Source organism: Nocardia exalbida NBRC 100660 (assembly GCF_000308575.1).
Classification (GTDB): Bacteria; Actinomycetota; Actinomycetes; order Mycobacteriales; family Mycobacteriaceae; genus Nocardia; species Nocardia exalbida.
This window is the reverse complement of the sequence record NZ_BAFZ01000050.1, coordinates 1-16,055: the sequence shown is the minus strand read 5'-3', so window position 1 is coordinate 16,055 and position 16,055 is coordinate 1. Positions and strand designations below refer to the sequence as shown.

The 16,055-nt window shown below is 70.0% G+C and carries 16 protein-coding genes, 1 rRNA gene and 1 pseudogene; 1 reads left to right on the top strand and 17 read right to left on the bottom strand.

The annotated features are described in order from the left end of the window. Window positions 1-10: 10 nt before the first annotated feature. From ON29_RS11310 to ON29_RS11275, 9 genes are all read right to left on the bottom strand, one after another. Window positions 11-955 carry a ParA family protein gene (locus tag ON29_RS11310; protein WP_040866172.1) on the bottom strand — a complete coding sequence of 315 codons (945 nt, stop codon included), beginning with the start codon at window positions 953-955 and terminating at the stop codon, window positions 11-13. 87 nt (window positions 956-1,042) lie between these two features. After that, window positions 1,043-1,321, bottom strand: a complete 279-nt coding sequence (locus ON29_RS33780; protein ID WP_157172743.1) for a hypothetical protein — start codon at window positions 1,319-1,321, stop codon at window positions 1,043-1,045. A 75-nt stretch (window positions 1,322-1,396) separates the two neighbouring features. Then, window positions 1,397-2,341 carry a site-specific tyrosine recombinase XerD gene (gene xerD, locus ON29_RS11300; RefSeq protein WP_040866171.1) on the bottom strand — a complete coding sequence of 315 codons (945 nt, stop codon included), beginning with the start codon at window positions 2,339-2,341 and terminating at the stop codon, window positions 1,397-1,399. A 6-nt stretch (window positions 2,342-2,347) separates the two neighbouring features. Next, window positions 2,348-3,007 carry an NUDIX domain-containing protein gene (locus ON29_RS11295; protein ID WP_040866170.1) on the bottom strand — a complete coding sequence of 220 codons (660 nt, stop codon included), beginning with the start codon at window positions 3,005-3,007 and terminating at the stop codon, window positions 2,348-2,350. A gap of 4 nt (window positions 3,008-3,011) precedes the next feature. Then, window positions 3,012-4,733 (bottom strand): CTP synthase, encoded by a 1,722-nt coding sequence (gene pyrG, locus ON29_RS11290; protein ID WP_040866169.1) that lies wholly within the window; start codon window positions 4,731-4,733, stop codon window positions 3,012-3,014. A gap of 157 nt (window positions 4,734-4,890) precedes the next feature. After that, the gene (locus ON29_RS11285) at window positions 4,891-5,835 is read right to left on the bottom strand and encodes a copper transporter (protein ID WP_157172742.1); all 945 of its coding nucleotides are present in this window, start codon (window positions 5,833-5,835) and stop codon (window positions 4,891-4,893) included. 8 nt (window positions 5,836-5,843) lie between these two features. Next, window positions 5,844-7,058 (bottom strand): putative cytokinetic ring protein SteA, encoded by a 1,215-nt coding sequence (gene steA / locus ON29_RS11280; RefSeq protein ID WP_040866167.1) that lies wholly within the window; start codon window positions 7,056-7,058, stop codon window positions 5,844-5,846. A gap of 326 nt (window positions 7,059-7,384) precedes the next feature. Next, window positions 7,385-7,522, bottom strand: coding sequence for a hypothetical protein (locus ON29_RS35745; RefSeq protein ID WP_157172741.1), 138 nt, complete (start codon window positions 7,520-7,522; stop codon window positions 7,385-7,387). A 58-nt stretch (window positions 7,523-7,580) separates the two neighbouring features. After that, a complete protein-coding gene (locus ON29_RS11275; protein ID WP_040866166.1) occupies window positions 7,581-7,919 on the bottom strand; it encodes a hypothetical protein in 339 nt (112 codons plus the stop codon). 543 nt (window positions 7,920-8,462) lie between these two features. Here ON29_RS11275 and ON29_RS11270 point away from each other — a divergent pair. Beyond that, window positions 8,463-8,882 carry an SRPBCC family protein gene (locus ON29_RS11270; RefSeq protein WP_040866165.1) on the top strand — a complete coding sequence of 140 codons (420 nt, stop codon included), beginning with the start codon at window positions 8,463-8,465 and terminating at the stop codon, window positions 8,880-8,882. A gap of 9 nt (window positions 8,883-8,891) precedes the next feature. On the opposite strand, the gene recN is transcribed toward ON29_RS11270, so the two are convergent. The 8 genes and pseudogenes from recN to rrf all read right to left on the bottom strand — a co-directional run bounded on the left by recN (window position 8,892) and on the right by rrf (window position 15,957). Continuing rightward, window positions 8,892-10,676: a DNA repair protein RecN gene (gene recN, locus ON29_RS11265; protein ID WP_040866164.1), complete on the bottom strand. Its 1,785-nt coding sequence runs from the start codon at window positions 10,674-10,676 to the stop codon at window positions 8,892-8,894. Continuing rightward, window positions 10,654-11,613, bottom strand: coding sequence for an NAD kinase (locus ON29_RS11260; protein WP_040866191.1), 960 nt, complete (start codon window positions 11,611-11,613; stop codon window positions 10,654-10,656). Before ON29_RS11260 ends, recN begins: the two co-directional genes overlap by 23 nt. Next, window positions 11,610-12,431 (bottom strand): TlyA family RNA methyltransferase, encoded by an 822-nt coding sequence (locus ON29_RS11255; protein WP_040866163.1) that lies wholly within the window; start codon window positions 12,429-12,431, stop codon window positions 11,610-11,612. The genes ON29_RS11260 and ON29_RS11255 overlap by 4 nt, the downstream gene beginning before the upstream one ends. A gap of 1 nt (window position 12,432) precedes the next feature. Beyond that, window positions 12,433-12,732 (bottom strand): hypothetical protein, encoded by a 300-nt coding sequence (locus tag ON29_RS11250; RefSeq protein WP_245548907.1) that lies wholly within the window; start codon window positions 12,730-12,732, stop codon window positions 12,433-12,435. A gap of 12 nt (window positions 12,733-12,744) precedes the next feature. Next, window positions 12,745-13,677 carry an HAD-IIA family hydrolase gene (locus tag ON29_RS11245; protein ID WP_083863372.1) on the bottom strand — a complete coding sequence of 311 codons (933 nt, stop codon included), beginning with the start codon at window positions 13,675-13,677 and terminating at the stop codon, window positions 12,745-12,747. A 139-nt stretch (window positions 13,678-13,816) separates the two neighbouring features. Beyond that, window positions 13,817-13,945 carry a hypothetical protein gene (locus tag ON29_RS37460; protein WP_281032526.1) on the bottom strand — a complete coding sequence of 43 codons (129 nt, stop codon included), beginning with the start codon at window positions 13,943-13,945 and terminating at the stop codon, window positions 13,817-13,819. Window positions 13,946-14,136: 191 nt separating this feature from the next. Further along, window positions 14,137-15,201: pseudogene (locus tag ON29_RS11240) on the bottom strand (tetratricopeptide repeat protein); the annotation flags it as partial. Between the two features lie 639 nt (window positions 15,202-15,840). Further along, a 5S ribosomal RNA gene (gene rrf, locus ON29_RS11235) occupies window positions 15,841-15,957 on the bottom strand. Window positions 15,958-16,055 lie beyond the last annotated feature (98 nt).

Here is a 16,055-nt window from a genome sequence, read left to right as displayed (position 1 = left end):
GAGCGGCCGCTCACCGGCCGGATCGGTGGATGACTTCCCTGGCCATCGACCGATACGCTTCGGCGCCACTCGATTTCGGCGCCCATGTGGTGATGGGCTCGCCCGCGACACTGGCGTCCGGGAAACGGACGGTGCGCGCGATGGCGGTGTCGTAGACCAGCTCACCGAACACCTCGACGACGCGCGCCATGACCTGGCGGGAATGCAGCAGTCGAGAGTCGAACATGGTGACCACTATTCCGTACAGGCTCAACCGCGGGTTCAGCCGGTCCCGCACCTTCTCGACGGTGTCATTGAGCAGCGCGAGCCCGCGCAGCGAGAAGTACTCGCACTCCATCGGGATGATCACGCCGTCCGAGCAGGCCAGGGCGTTGACCGTGAGCAGGCCCAGCGAAGGCTGGCAGTCGATGAGGATGTAGTCGTAGCGGTTGCGCACCGGCTCCAGCGCGCGGCCCAGCGATTGCTCCCGGCCCACCTCGTTGACGAGCTGGATCTCCGCGGCGGAGAGGTCGATGTTGCTCGGCAGCAGGTCCATGTTCGGGACCCGCGTCTGCATCAGCACGTCATCGATGGACACCTTGGAACCGATGAGCAGGTCGTGCACGGTCGAGTCGAGATCGTGGTGGGCGACGCCGAGACCGGCCGACAGCGCACCCTGCGGGTCCAGGTCGACAAGCAGCACCCGCCGGCCGTATTCGGCCAGCGCGGCACCGAGATTGATGGTGGAGGTGGTCTTGCCGACCCCGCCCTTCTGGTTGCACATGGCCACGATCAACGCGTCACCGTGCTCGCCGACCGGCGGTGGGTCCGGCACCAGCCGCAACGGTCGTCCGGTCGGGCCGAGCGTCGCGTCCTCGGGGACCGGCTCGACTCCGTGGCCCCACAGCGTTTCCGCCGCGGCGTCCGAGTACGGACCCGGTCGCGAGCCCGTAAGCGGCTCCGCCCCAGCACCCATCGGCGGCTCTGCCGCTCCGGCTGTCGTCACGATCCGCTGCTCCTTATACGTTCCTGCCCGTTGCCTCGCCGAGCGTAGCGAGGCCGATCAGGGCCGACCTCGCTTTCGTGCGGTCCAGCTCTGGATAGACGCTACCGCTTGACGGCACTCGAGTGCCGCGCCTGCGCGCGGCGTGTTCGTCCGGCGCTGGTCAACGCCATCGCGCCATTCGATCATGCTGCCCCAGTCCGCCTCCCCGCGCGCGATCCGGCCGAGTCGCCGGAAGTATTCGAAGCGGACGATACCGGGTGTGCGCACAGCCAGGAACTCCGCGGGCCCGTCGGCGGCGGCGCCGAAGGCGTGCACGGCGCCCGGCGCAAGCACCACCAGGCCACCTTTGCCCCGAAAGACTTTGCCGGTCAACTCGTCTCGCGTCACGGTGGGCCGCGAAACGCGAAGACCTCACCGGGCGCGCGGGTGTGCGGTAGCCCAGACTTCGCGCAAGGTGTTGACCGTGACCAGGGTGTAGATCTGGGTCGTGGTCACGGAGGCGTGGCCGAGCAATTCCTGCACCACCCTGACGTCGGCGCCACCGTCGAGCAGATGGGTGGCGAAGGAGTGGCGCAGCGTGTGCGGCGACACCGCCGCCGCGATGCCCGCGCGTTCGGCGGCGGTGTGCAGGACCTGCCAGGCGCTCTGCCGGGACAGCCGGGCGCCGCGGGCATTCAGGAAGAGGGCCCCGGCGCTGCCCTTTCCCCGCGCGGCCAGCACAGGCCGTCCCCGGACCAGGTAGGCGTCCACGGCGGCGAGGGCGGGCCGTCCGATCGGCACCAGGCGCTGTTTGCCGCCCTTGCCGCGCAGCACGACCGACCGTTCCTCGAGGTCGAGATCGTCGACGTCCAATCCGATCGTTTCCGAGATGCGGGCGCCGGTGGAATACAGCATTTCCAGCAGCGCGCGGTCGCGCAAGCCGCGCGGGCCGCCGTCGACACCCGCCGCGGGATCCCCCGAGCCACCGCCCGCCGCCTCCAGCAATCGCAGCACCTGGTCGTAGGGCAGCGCCTTGGGCAACCTGCGCCCCGGCGCGGGCGGCTTCACCGCGTGCGCCACGTCGGTGTCGGTCAGCCCCTCCGCGGCGGCGAAGCGATGCCAGCCGCGCACCGCGATCAGCGCGCGGGCCACCGAACTCGCCGCCAGCGGCGGGTGCCCTCGATCGCCCGAGCGCAGCGCCATGGTGAACTCGGCGACATCGGACTCGGCGACCCGGTCGAGCGAGCGGATGCCCCGCCCGGACAGGAAATCCAGATAGCGACCGAGGTCACGCCGGTAGGCGCCCAATGTGTTGGGCGCGACGCCGCGCTCGACGGCGAGGTGGTCGAGATAGGCGTCGAGCTCGCGACCGAGCACGTCCGGTCAGTCCCCGGACTTCTCGGCCGCCTTGCGGCGCAGGAAGGTCGTGGGCTGACCGTCCCAGGGGGCGTCCGGCGGCCGCAACTCGATGCCGCCCGCCTGCGCGGCCGCCAGCGCGAGCACGCCCGCGACCGCCGTGGCGTTGACGATCTCGCCGCTCAGCGCCGCGCGGACCGCCGCGTCGACCGGCATGCGGACCACTTCCAGATCCGCCTCCTCGAATTCCGGCTCCGGACGGTCGGTTTCGTACAGACCGCGCGCCAGGTACACCCGCAGCGCTTCGTCGGTGAACCCGGGCGAGAGCGCCACGTCCACCAGCACCGACCATTCCCTGGCGGCCAACCCGGTTTCCTCGGCCAGCTCGCGGCGGGCCGCGAGCAGTGGATCCTCGCCGGGCACGTCGAGCAGACCGGCGGGCAGTTCGAGCAGCCGCCTGCTGATCGGGTGACGATATTGATTGATCAGCACCACATTGCCGTCGTCATCGATCGCGGCCACGGCGACGGCGCCGTGGTGCTCGATCACTTCCCGCTCGACGACCCGGCCGCCCGGCATGCGCACCTGGTCGAGCCGCAACGCGAGGATCGCGCCGCTGTACACGGTCTCGGTGGAAACTGTCTCGAAGTCGTGGCTGCCCGGCTCGGCAGCGCCCCCGTCGGTCATGCCGCTACGCCTGTTCCGCCGCACCCGCCAGTTCTTCGCCCGGGATGTCCACCGGGAGCCGTTCGGCCGCCTTGTATCGCAGTGCCGCCGAGATGAGCGCCGCGAACAGCGGATGCGGGCGCGTGGGGCGGCTCTTCAACTCCGGGTGCGCCTGTGTGGCGACGAAGAACGGATGCACGTCGGCGGGCAGCTCCACGAACTCGACCAGGTGCCCGTCCGGCGAGGTGCCGCTGAACTTCAACCCGCTCTGCGCGATCTTGTCGCGGTAGGCGTTGTTCACCTCGTAGCGGTGGCGATGACGCTCGGAGACCTGTTCGCTGCCGTAGGCCTGGGCGACGACCGAGCCCTTCTCCAGGGTCGCCGGGTAGGCGCCCAGCCGCATGGTGCCGCCGAGATCGGCCTCACCGGCCACGGCCCGCTCCTGGTCGGCCATGGTGGAGATGACCGGATGCGGCGTATCCGGCTCGAACTCGGCCGAGTTGGCCTCCGCCAGCCCCACCCTGCGCGCCGCCTCGATCACGACGCACTGCAACCCCAGGCACAAGCCGAGCAGCGGAATGCCGCGGGTGCGCGCGTAGTGGATCGCGCCGACCTTGCCCTCGATGCCGCGGATGCCGAAGCCGCCGGGAATCAGGACGGCGTCCACGTCACGCAGCGCGTGCTGGGCGCCGGAGGGGGTCTCGCACTCGTCGGAGGGCACCCAGCGGATGTTCACCTTGGCGCGCGAGGCGAACCCGCCCGCGCGCAGCGCCTCGGTGACCGAGAGGTAGGCGTCGGGCAGGTCGACGTACTTGCCGACCAGCGCGACCTCGACCGTCTCGCGCGGCGAGTGCACGCGGTCGAGCAGGTCGCCCCACACCGTCCAGTCCACGTCGCGGAACGGCAGGCCCAGCCTGCGCACCACATAGGCGTCCAGGCCCTCCCGATGCAGCACGCGCGGGATGTCGTAGATCGACGGCGCGTCCGGCGTGGAGATGCACGCGTCCACCTCGACGTCGCACATCAGGGCGATCTTGCTCTTCAGCGCCTGCGGGACCTCGCGGTCACAGCGCAGGATCAGCGCGTCGGGCTGGATACCGATATTGCGCAGCGCCGCCACCGAGTGCTGGGTCGGCTTGGTCTTCAGCTCACCGGAGGGCGCGAGGTAGGGCACCAGCGACACGTGCAGGAAGAAGACGTTGTCGCGACCGACGTCGTGGCGGATCTGGCGGGCGGCCTCCAGGAACGGCTGTGACTCGATGTCGCCGACGGTGCCGCCGATCTCGGTGATCACCACGTCCGGGGTCTGGCCCTGCAGATCCGGGCCGCGCATGGCGAGGATCCGGTTCTTGATCTCGTCGGTGATATGCGGGATCACCTGCACCGTGTCGCCGAGGTACTCGCCGCGGCGCTCCTTGGCGATGACCGACGAATAGATTTGCCCGGTGGTCACATTCGCGTCCCGGGACAGGTCCCGATCGAGGAAACGCTCGTAGTGGCCGACGTCCAGGTCGGTCTCCGCCCCGTCCTCGGTCACGAACACCTCGCCGTGCTGGAAGGGGTTCATCGTGCCGGGATCGACGTTCAAGTACGGGTCGAGTTTCTGCATCGTGACGCGCAGCCCACGCGCCGTCAGCAGCTGACCGAGGCTGGAGGCGGTAAGACCTTTACCCAATGAGGAGGCGACACCACCGCTGACGAAGATGTGCTTCGTGGCCGTTCGCGCCTGAATCCGTGTTTGACCCACGGGTCTTCACGGTAACACGGATCCGCCCGTCCGTTCGAATGCCACGCACGTTTGCCCGCCGATCGCCGGAAGGGCGATCAGAGCACTCGGAGCCGAAGTGTGAGCCGGGTCGCGTCCCCGCATCCCTCCGGACGTCCACCGGCGGCCTCGCGCCCGGTCAGCCCGGAACCGCGGCCAGAGTGAGCGCGGTGGCCTCGGCACCGGTGCCGTAGCGCCCCGCGCCGCCGTTGAGCTGCTCACCGAGCGCAAGCACGGTCGTGACCCGGCCGAGGTCCCGCTCGAGATTGTCGACGGTGCTCACCTGGGCCGCGAGCGCGGCGTCGGCGCGGACCACGGCGATCGGCCCCTGCCGGTCGGCGGCACCCGCACGGCCCGCGAGGACCACTCCCGCACCGCGGCCACGCAGGGCGCCCGCGAAACGCGCGCTGTTGGCGCCCACGCCGTTCTCGGCGGCAGCGACGCCGTTGCCGGTGATCACGACCGCGAGCTGCGCGGGCCGCACCGGCGTTTCGCCGTAGGCGAGGAAGCCGCCGCCGCGCAGAGTCTCCAGGACCAGCCCGAGCTCCTCCGGGGTGCTCCGGGTTTGCCCGGTGGCCGGGTCGAGCAGGAGCACCAAGCCGAGCAGATCACCGGCCATACTGCCCTGATCCACCGCGCCGGTCCGCAGCTGCGCCCCGGCCGGGATGACGTTCGTGACGGCCGAGCGCATCCGGTCGCCCTCGGTGGCGTCGACGAACGCCTCGGTGAGCGCGATCCGGCCGGTGACGCCCGCGCCGGCGACCTCGAGCGCCTTGGTCACCGCGTCGACGTCTCCGGGATCGGCGTCCGGGGTCGTGAACACGACGACGCTGCGGTCGGCGAGCGCGCCGCCGAGAATGCGGCCCGACGACCCGGCGATGAACCGATCGGCGGCCACGGCCTGCTCGCCGAGCCGCCGGTTCTGCTCGGTCAGGACGTCGACCTGCTGGCGCAGGTCGGACTTGTCCGCCCGCAAGGCCGACAGCAGGTCGGCCGCGAGCGTCTGGGATCCGAGCACCACACCGATCGCGAGCGCGAGGAAGATCGCGACGATCGAGACGGCGTGCTGGCGCAGCGAAATCATCGTTCTCCTCAGAATTCCAGCGATCCGGCTTGCCCCTGCGCCCATCGCGCGAGGCGGTTCCAGGCGTCCACACCCCAATCCACGACGTCCCCGCCGCTGTTGGACGCCAGCAACACGACGATCACCGCGACCAGCGCGGCGAGCACCACCAGCGCGACGGCGACTCCGGACACGCGGTTGCGGTACAGGGTGGCCACCGCCTGCGCGTCCATCAGCTTCGTACCGACCTTGAGCCGGGTGAGGAAGGTGGCCGGATTGCTGTCGCGACGGCCGCGGTCGAAGAAATCGTCGAGCGAGGCGGGCGCTCCCGCGGTGACGATCAGCGCGGCGCCGTGATGGTCGGCCAGCAGCAGCGCCAGATCGGCGGCCGAACCCGAGGAGGGGAAGGTCGTCGCACCGATGCCCAGGTCCTGGATGCGTTCGAGTCCCTTGGCGTGCCCGTCGGTATCGGCGGGCAGGATCACCTCGGCGCCGCATTTCATGGTGGCGCTGGTGATCTCCTCGGGGTCGCCCACGATGACGTCGGGCCGGTATCCCCGCCTGCGCAGGGTGTCGGCGCCACGGCCGACGCCGATCAGGATCGGGGTGTACTCCTTGATGAACGGCTTGAGCCGCTGCAGATCCTCGGCGTGCCCCGGGCCGTCGGCGACGACCACCACGTGCCGGTGCTTCATCACCAGATCCAGCTCCGGAACGCCGAACCCGTCGATGAGCAGCGCGCTCTCGGTGCGGATGAACTCGATGGTGTTGCCCGCGAACGCCTCGAGGTGATCGGCCAGGCCGTTGCGCGCCTCGAGCATACGCTCCGCGATGGCGGTCTCGGTGAGTTCGATGCCCTCGACGAGGACCTCCGGCTCCTTCTTGATCAGCTTGTCGGCGTAGACCACACCGTCGACGACGCGGACCTTCACACCGTCCTTGATCTTCTTGAACGCATCCGAGCTCACCGTGTCCAGCAGCAGGATCCCGTGGGCCACGAGCGCCTCGGGGCCGAGGTTCGGGTAGCGACCGGAGATGGACGGCGAGGTGTTGATCACCGCGCCGACGCGGGCCTCGACCAACCGGTCGGCGGTCATCCGGTCGAGGTCCATCTCGTCGAGGACGACGATGTCGCCCGGTCCGACCCGGCCGAGCAGCCGCCGGGTGTTGCGGTCGACCCGGGCCGTCCCGATCAGACCAGGCAGCGTTTCGGTGTTTCGCGACAACAGCGCCGGCATCCTCATGGGGCGATGATGAGCGCAAACTCTCAACCATTGGTGGAGGCGCGCCGTCTCACCGAGCGCATGACGCCTCTGCGTTACCTATTGGCAATCCGATCCACACTGTCGCTCGCACTCACCCGGAAGATGCCCACACATCAGGTCAGATCACTCACTGGGAAACTTTGCAAATGGGCCCACTTACCCGATGTGAGACCTGGCCTCCGAAGAAGCAGCAGCGCCAGCTATCAGGGCGCGAATAGTTCGCCGATCCGCTGGGACACACATAAGCCCTCCCGCTCCAGCAGGAAGCAAATCTGTTGCTACCCATGCGCGACCAGCCGGTCGGATCAGGTCGGATTGCCGTCGTCGCACAGACTCGCCGAGCGCCACGACTTCGCCGGACCGGTCACGCCCGGGTCGAAGCGCCACTGCTCGATCGCAGCGGCGGCCCTCCAGGACATGGTGCCGTCCCGATGGGTGACCACCTGGTAGACATCCCCGCGTTTCGGCGCCGCCGCCGACAGCTCGCGTCTCGATCATCGATCAGCACCACTTCGCCTGCGGGCGGCACACGGTCCAGCCATTGCCGTCCGGCCGCTGCGTGCGCGTCCACGCCGATTCCCCGGCGCCGTTTCCGGCACTACTCTCGTCCGGACGGGGCTTGTTCCGCCGGTGATACTCGCGCAGCGCATGCTGATGCTCGTTCTGCCGCAGTGGATTCGGATCGGAGTGCTGATATCCGAACGGATCGATCGCATGCCACCCCGTAGAGTCGCCCTGCGAACCCGAACGACCGGAGTGGTCGGAGCCGGACAACGACTCGGCGGCCGCCCCGCCCGCCGCGGCCACCGTCCCCGCGGCGAGACCGGCGACGATCAGCACGAATACCCTCTTCTTCGATGATTTCCGGTCGGGCCCGGACACCGGCCCGGGGCGCCGCGCTTCGCCCGTCCTGATCCTTGGGAGAACGCTGCACATGATGGCCCCTTCGCCTCGGTGCTTCCCGCTATCCGACGGAATTCATCCGCCGTTCATCTACTGAGTTCAATAGTAGATCAGGAATCGGACATTGCGGACACCAATCGGGTACGACTCAGAGGGGTGATTTCGAAATACCCTGATCGAGACCCTGTTTGCCGAATCGAACCACCCTCGGGCGCGTACACTCTCAATCGCAGCCGACAGCGAGCACCGCACTACTACCCGTCGTTTCACGGATGCCATCCGTAGTTCGACATACCGTTTCCGTGACGACAGCCGCTACCTCACGCCGACCCCGGCTCCTATCGCCTCCACCGCACCGGCTCGGTAGAGCCGACCACGCGGGCGGCTCGCCGCCGATTGTGATGCGGACGACACGATCACCGAGCCGCGCCCGCTGTAGCTATATGCTGCCGGTCACACGTAACTGGAAGAGGAGATTTCATGGCCAGCACCACCGTCGACGCCGTCATCGCCGCCCCGCGCGAGGTCGTGTACCGGCTCTTCGCCGACCGCGAGAGCATCAGCCCCTACATCCCCGTCCAGGTCAAGCTGGTCAAGCCCGGCCTGACCGAGCGAGAAGGCGTCGGCGCGCAGCACCTGATCGGCCTCGGCCCGGTCGGCGTCACCGAGGAGATCACCAACCTCGTGCCCGGTGAGCGGATGGAGTACAAGATCGTCAAGGGCGCGCCGGTGAAGCGGCACGTCGGCATCGTCACCTTCGCCGACGCCGACAACGGCACCCTGGTCTCCTACACCATGGAATCGGACCCGTCCCTGCCGGTGCCCGCCAAGGTGCTCGAATTCGGCCTCAAGAACCTGATCGGCACGTTCATCAAGGGTGCGCAGAAGGCGGTGCGCTGACCGGCGCGCTCAGCGCGCGGCCACCTCGGCGCCCGCCTTCTCGGCGCGTGCCGTCGCCAGCAGTTCCTCCGCGTGCGCGCGGCCGGTCTCGGTGTCGTCGAGACCGGCCAGCATGCGCGCCAGCTCGACCACCCGCTCGTCATTGGTGAGAGCCCGGACGCCGCTGTTGACAGCGCCCTTTCCGTCGTCGGATTTGTCGACCACGAGGTGGGTGTCGGCGAACGCCGCGACCTGCGGCAGATGCGTCACCACGATGACCTGGTGGGTGCGCGCCAGCCGGGCCAGCCTGCGGCCGATCTCCACCGCGGCTCGCCCGCCGACGCCCGCGTCGACCTCGTCGAACACCATGGTCGCTCCGTGATCAGAACCGGCGAGCACCACTTCCAGCGCCAGCATCACGCGCGACAGTTCACCACCCGACGCGCTCTTGCTCAACGGCAACGACTGCGCGCCCGAATGCGCCGCCAGCCGGAACTCGGCCTCATCGGTGCCCGTCGCGCCTGCGTGCAATTCCCGCCCGTCGACGGTGAGCGGCGCCGAGTCCTGCGCTCCCGCGAGCAACGGCCGCACCTCGACCTCCAGACGCGCCTTGCCCATCGCCAGGCCGCCCAGCTCGGCGCTCACCGCGGCCGCCAGCTTCCCCGCCGCTTTGCTCCGCGCCGCGCTCAGCTTCTTCGCCGCCTCCCGCACCCGTTCAGCGGCGGTGTCCACTTCCGCGGCCAGTTTGCCCAGCGCCTCCTCGGAGACGTCGAGCGAGCCGAGCCGGGTGCGCGCCTCCTCCGCCCAGGCCAGCACACCGTCGATGTCGGGTGCGTACTTGCGGGTCAGCGTCTTCAATTCGGCCTGCCTGGTGAGCAGTGAATCCAGCGCTCCCGGATCGGACGGCAGGTCCGAAAGGTATCCGCTCAGGTCGGTGGTCACGTCCACCACCACGGCGATGGCCTCGGCCAGGCGCGGCGCGAGCGCGACCAGCGCCGGGTCGTCGGCGGCTTCGATGCGGGCGCGGGCGGCGCCGAGCGCTTCCAGGGCGCCGGAACCGTCTTCGGGCGCTTCGGCGGGTCCGGCCAGCGCGTCGTGCGCGGTGGCCGCCGCCTCCCGCAGCGAATCCAGATCACTCAGCCTGCGCACCTCGTCGACGATGCGCACGTCTTCGCCGGGTTCGGGCGCGATGGCGTCGATTTCCTTCAACGAGTGCTCGAGCCGCTCGGCCTCGAGGGCCAATTCCCTGCTGCGCGCGGTGCGTTCGAGCAGCTCGGTGCGGGCGTCGAGCCATGATCGGCGCAGCACCTGGTATTTGCGCAGCAGAGCGCCCACGGTGTCGCCCGCGAACTGGTCCAGCGCCGACAACTGCTGGTCGGGGCGCTGCAAACGCAGCTGATCGTTCTGGCCGTGCACGGTCAGCACAGGCGCGGTGAAATCGGCGAGCACCGAGGCGGGCACACCGCGGCCACCGAGATGCGCGCGGGAGCGCCCATCGCTGCCGACCGTGCGGATCGCGATGACGCTGCCGTCGTCGTCCTGCTCGGCCGCGGCCGCTTCCAGCACCCGCGCGACCTCGGCGCGCGCCGCGTCGTTGACGTCGTCGATGGTGAACCGGCCCTCCACCACCGCGCGGGAGGCGCCGAGCCGGACCCGGCCCGCGTCCGCGCGGGCACCGCTGAGCAGATGAAGGCTGGTCACCACCATGGTCTTGCCCGCGCCGGTCTCGCCGGTCAGGCAGGTCAGTCCCGCATGGAACTGCGCGGTCGCGGTGGAAATGACGCCAAGCCCGTCAATCCTGATCTCTGTCAGCACGTGTGCTCTCCGTTCGCCGTCGGCCACGCCAGCCTGTCACGGGCAATTGGAACTTGCGCACCATCCGGTCGGCGAACGGTGCGGAGTCCAGCCGCACCCAGCGCACCGGTCGAGCGCCGCGAACCGCCTCGACCCGGCCACCGCTGGGGAGTGCGAGCGTGCGCCTGCCGTCCAGGAAAACTATCGCATCGTGTCCGGTCGCCACAGACTCGACCGCGATACGCGAATCCGGGCTGGTCACCAGCGGCCGCGCGAACAGGGCGTGGGCATTGCTCGGGATCACCAGCAAGGCTTCGAGTTCCGGCCACACCACCGGACCGCCCGCGGAGAAGGCGTAGGCGGTCGACCCGGTCGGCGTCGAGATGAGGATGCCGTCACAGCCGAACGACGACACCGGGCGGCCGTCGACTTCCAGCACCACTTCGAGTACACCCATGCGCGAGGCGTTTTCGATGCTCGCTTCGTTCAGTGCCCAACCGCTCTCGACCACCTCGTCCTCGACCCGGACGGTGACGTCGATGGTCATCCGATGCTCGATGGTGTAATCGTGACGCACCACCTGTGCGAGCGCCTCGTCCAAGTTCTCGGCCTCGGCTTCGGTGAGAAACCCGATGCGGCCGAGGTTGATTCCCAGCACCGGCACCCCCGCCGGGCGCGCCAGTTCGGCCGCGCGCAGGAACGTTCCGTCGCCGCCGAGCACGAGCACCATCTCGCAGCCGACCGCCGCGTCCGGGCTGTGCTCGACCACGCGTACGGGGTAGCCGCCCGGCTCGGCGGCGAAGCGCGTGCTGTCCGCCTCGTCGGCGAGCACGCGCAGGCAGATGCCCGCGTCCGCGAAGATCTTCGCCACCCGGTGGGCGGTCTCGATGATCTCCGCGCGGCCGGGGTGGGAGACCAGCAAGATCTCCCTGCCGCAGGGTTGGGCCGGCGCGTTCACTGTGGACCCTCCTCAACCGCACGCTCGACCAGCGCGGCGACCTGTTCGGCGTCGTATTCGAACGGCCCGTCGTTGCGCAGCCACAAGAAGTATTCGACATTGCCGGAAGGGCCCGGCAACGGGCTCGCCACGACACCGGCGGTGCGCATGCCCAGCTCCGCGGCCGCCGCCGCCACCGTGCGCACCGCGTCGGCGCGCAGCGCGGGATCACGCACCACGCCGCCGGACCCGACGCGTTCCTTGCCGACCTCGAACTGCGGTTTCACCATGGGCAGCAGATCGGCGCCGGGCGCCGCGCAGGCGGCCAGCGCGGGAAGCACCAGGCTCAGCGAAATGAAGGACAGGTCGCTCACCACCACTTCGACCGCGCCGCCGATGGTTTCGGGCGACAGGTTGCGCACGTTGGTCCGGTCGAACACCCGCACCCGCTCGTCGGTGCGCAGGCGCCACACCAGCTGGCCGTACCCGACATCGACGGCTACGACCTCCCGTGCTCGCCCGGCCAGCAGGACGTCGGTGAAACCGCCGGTGGAGGCGCCCGCGTCCAGGCAGCGCTTGCCCGCCACCGACAACCCGTCCGGCTCGAACCGCGCCAGCGCGCCGAGCAGTTTGTGCGCGCCGCGCGAGGCCCAGGACACCTCGTCGGGCTCCTCGCGGACCACCAGCGGCGTGCCCGCCTCCACCGCGGTCGCCGCCTTCACCGCGACCGTTCCAGCTATCAGGACGCGGCCCGCGCCGATCAGCTCGACCGCGTGTTCTCGCGATCGCGCCAATCCGCGGCGAACCAGTTCCGCGTCCACCCGTGCGCGCCTGGCCACCTCAGATCTTGTCCACCGTGGCCAGGGCCTGTACCAGCACCTCATGTGCCTGCTCCAGGATGCGAGCGCGGCGGGTGATGTCGACGCCTGCCTCGGCGCTGTCGGTCGCCGGGGCTGCCCGGCCGGGGCGGTCGAGTTCGGCGAGCAGGCTGTCGACCTCGCCGCGGATTCGATCCGGGTCGGCAGGCTCCGGACGGCCTTGCGTACCCGGCAGGTGCTGACCGGGCAGCGGGACCCCGGGGCGGGGACCTTGCGCACCGGCGGAGCCGGGACCGTTCGGACGAGGTATAGGACTAGTCATCGTGGGTCAACGCTATCGGATTTCCGAATCGGACGCGCGGACCGTCACAGCTCGTCCCGGGTTCCGCCGCAGCATCTCGCCGGGGTCGGCTTCCGGCTCGGCGGCTACGGCCGCGTGGTTGAGGGCGTCGAGCGAGTCGGCGACATAGGTCGGGATCTGCCCGTCCGGGGCCTTGCGCAGTTCATCGATGGTGCTGACACCGGTGAGCACCAGCAACGAGTCGAGGCCGACCCGGTTGGCGCCCTCGATATCGGTGTCCAGCCGGTCGCCCACCACCAGGGCGGAACGGGAACCGGCCCGGACGAGCGCGTCCTCCATCAGGGGCGCATACGGCTTGCCCGCGACGATCGGCTCCCGATCGGAGGCGACGCACAGCGCGGCGACCATCGCACCGTTACCCGGCGCGAGACCGCGTTCGTTCGGCAACGTCCGGTCGGTGTTCGCCGCGACCCACAGTGCGTCCGCGCGCAGGGCGTAGGCGGCTTCGGCGAGGTCCGGCCACGCGGTGTGCGGTGAATGTCCTTGCACCACAGCGGCGGGCGCGTCGCCGTCGGAGCGCCGGATCGGTCGCAACCCGACAGCCTCCACCTCGGCGGCCAAGTCGTCGGTGCCGACGACCAGGACCGGCGCGCCACGGTCGAGCCGCTCGGCCAGCAACCGCGCCGCCGCCTGTGCGCTGGTCACCACGTCGTCCGCGGTCGCGGCGAAGCCGAGTTCGGACAGATGCGCGGCCACGACCTGCGGCCCACGGCTGGCATTGTTCGTGACGTACACCAATCGCCGGTCCGCCTGCCCATCCGCGGCGAGTGCCTCCGGCGCTCCCTCGATCACCTCGTGCCCGCGATACAGCGTGCCGTCCAGGTCGAGCAGCAGGGCTCGGTAGCGATCTCGTAGTCGCTTCACACCACTCTCACTCCGTGTCGCCGATCGGCCGCGCCGACCCATCACCGCCGGGCCCTCCGGCAGCCCGTCCGCTCGGCAGATCCGAGACACTCGACACTACGCCGACGCGTGGACCGGACAGACGTGGCGTCAGCCACTCCGGCCGCACCGGATCCCAAGCGCCCCAGCATAGATTCGCAGATCACGAGTTCATGATCGCGGCCACCGCGATGATCCGATCGGCCCTGCTCGCCACCGCGGCGAAATTCCCGCAGGCGCGGACTCCCGGCCACATCCCGAGCCATCTATCCACGTGCCTCGCACTGGGCATAGGCAACCGTCCTCAGGAGCCCGCCACCCCACGGGGCGCGGCAACCACGATCGGCGACAGGTTCAGATGTCGCTGTCGCCCGTCAGTACGGCATCTCCAACCGTCTGTCCACGTGCCCGGCACTGGGCGCAGGCAACCGCCCTCGGGTACCGGCCACCCACGGGGCGGGGCAACCGCGATCGGCGACAGGTTCAGATGTCGCTGTCGCCCGTCAGTTCGGCGGCGCGTTCTTCGGCGTCCGTGTCTCCGTCGAGGTCGGCCGAGGCGGCGTTGAGGAACCAGGTGAGGCCCTCGTCGGTGCGGCCCGCGGCGACGAGGGCGTCGGCGTAGGCGTAGAAGAGGCGGGCCGCGGCGGAGCCGGTCCTGGACGGGTCGAGATCAGAGGTCTGCAAGGTCACGACGGCTTGGTCGTACTGGCCGAGGTCCATTCGTGCGCCCGCGACGACCATACGCAGTTCGGTGGCATCGTCACCGCGCAGGGCACGCGCCTCATCGCTGCGACCGAGCTCGATAGCGCGTTCGGGACGGCCCAAGCCACGCTCGCAGTCGGCCATGACGGCCAGCAGCCCGGAACCACCGGACATCCGGCGCGCCGTGCGCAGCTCCGACAAGGCCTCCGCCCATTCGCCGGCGTGGTAGGCCACCACTCCCGCGGTCTCGCGGACGACCGCGATCCGCCCGGCCCGCTGCCGCGCGGCCCTGGCATGGGCAAGAGCGAGGCCGGGATCGTCGTCGACCAAGCGCACCGCCATCACCAGGTGCCGGGCGACCGTCTCCGCATTCCCCTTGTCCAAACTGAGCAGGTCCCGCCGCACGGCGGAATCCAGATCGGATGCCTGCACCTCGTCCGGCAGATCGGGTTCCTCCGGCCGCGGCGGACGACGGTCGAGGGAACGGCCCCCACCGACATGGGCGCCTTCGCCACCACGGCGGCGATCCGGTGAAGAGTCGTCGCGCGGGGTCCGATCCCCGCGATCCGCGCCGCCGCGCTGCCCCGCGCGATCCGGTCCCTGGCCACGGCGATCGTCGTCGCGGCGCTGGAATCCGGACGCCCCTCGCCGCCCCGCGTCACCGCGCTCGCCGGAGTCGCCACGACGCTTGAACCCGCCACGCTCGCCCGGTTCATCGCGGCGCGCATCGCCTCGATCGCCGAAATCGTCCCGGCGACGGGGGAATCCACCGCGGGAATCGCCACGATCGGATCCGCCGCGCGCGCCGGACTCGCTGCCGGGGCGGAATCCGCCCCGCGAGTCGTCGCGCCGCTCTCCGGAATCACTCCGGCGTTTGAAACCGCCGCGTTCACCGGAGCCCTCGGAGCGCTTGAATCCGCCCCGATCGCCCGATCCGCCTCGGGCTGCGGAACCGCCCCGATCCGCGGACTCGTCCCGCCGCTGGAAACCACCGCGCTTGGGTGCGTCGCCGCCGCGGCGGAAGCCACCGGTGTCACCACTCCGGTCGCCGGACTCCTGACGCCTGAACCCGCCACGCTCGCCCGAACCGCCGCGCTGGTCGGAACCGCCACTGTCACCCCGGCGGTTGAACCCACCGGGACTCTCGCGTCGCTGGTAACCGCCTCGGTCGGACGTATTGTCGCGGGAGCCGGAGCCACCCGAGTCACCGCGGCGGTTGAACCCGCCGCCGCGCCGACTCGCGTCCTGCTGGTTGTCATCTCGCCGGCCGGACCCGGAGTCGGGAGCGCCGCGCCGGAAGGGCTTCCGATCGTCATTTTGTTCCGGCACGGTGCTCCCTTTCTTGGTATCGCGAAAGTCTGTATCCCACGAATTCAATCACGTACCCGTCGTGGGGCGCGGGGTACGGCAAGTTCGCCGGAGCACCGTTTGGTGCTCAAACGCCGATAGGGGACCCAGATTCTGGGTCCCCTATCGTGAAGGATGTTCCGGCGGTGTCCTACTCTCCCACACCCTGTCGAGTGCAGTACCATCGGCGCTGGCAGGCTTAGCTTCCGGGTTCGGAATGGGACCGGGCGTTTCCCTACCGCTATGGCCGCCGTAACTCTATGAAACTATCCACACCCCCACACACGCCCGCACACTATCGCCCACCCACCCCCACGCTCGGGGGGATTGGTAGGCGACACCCGGGCGGGGTG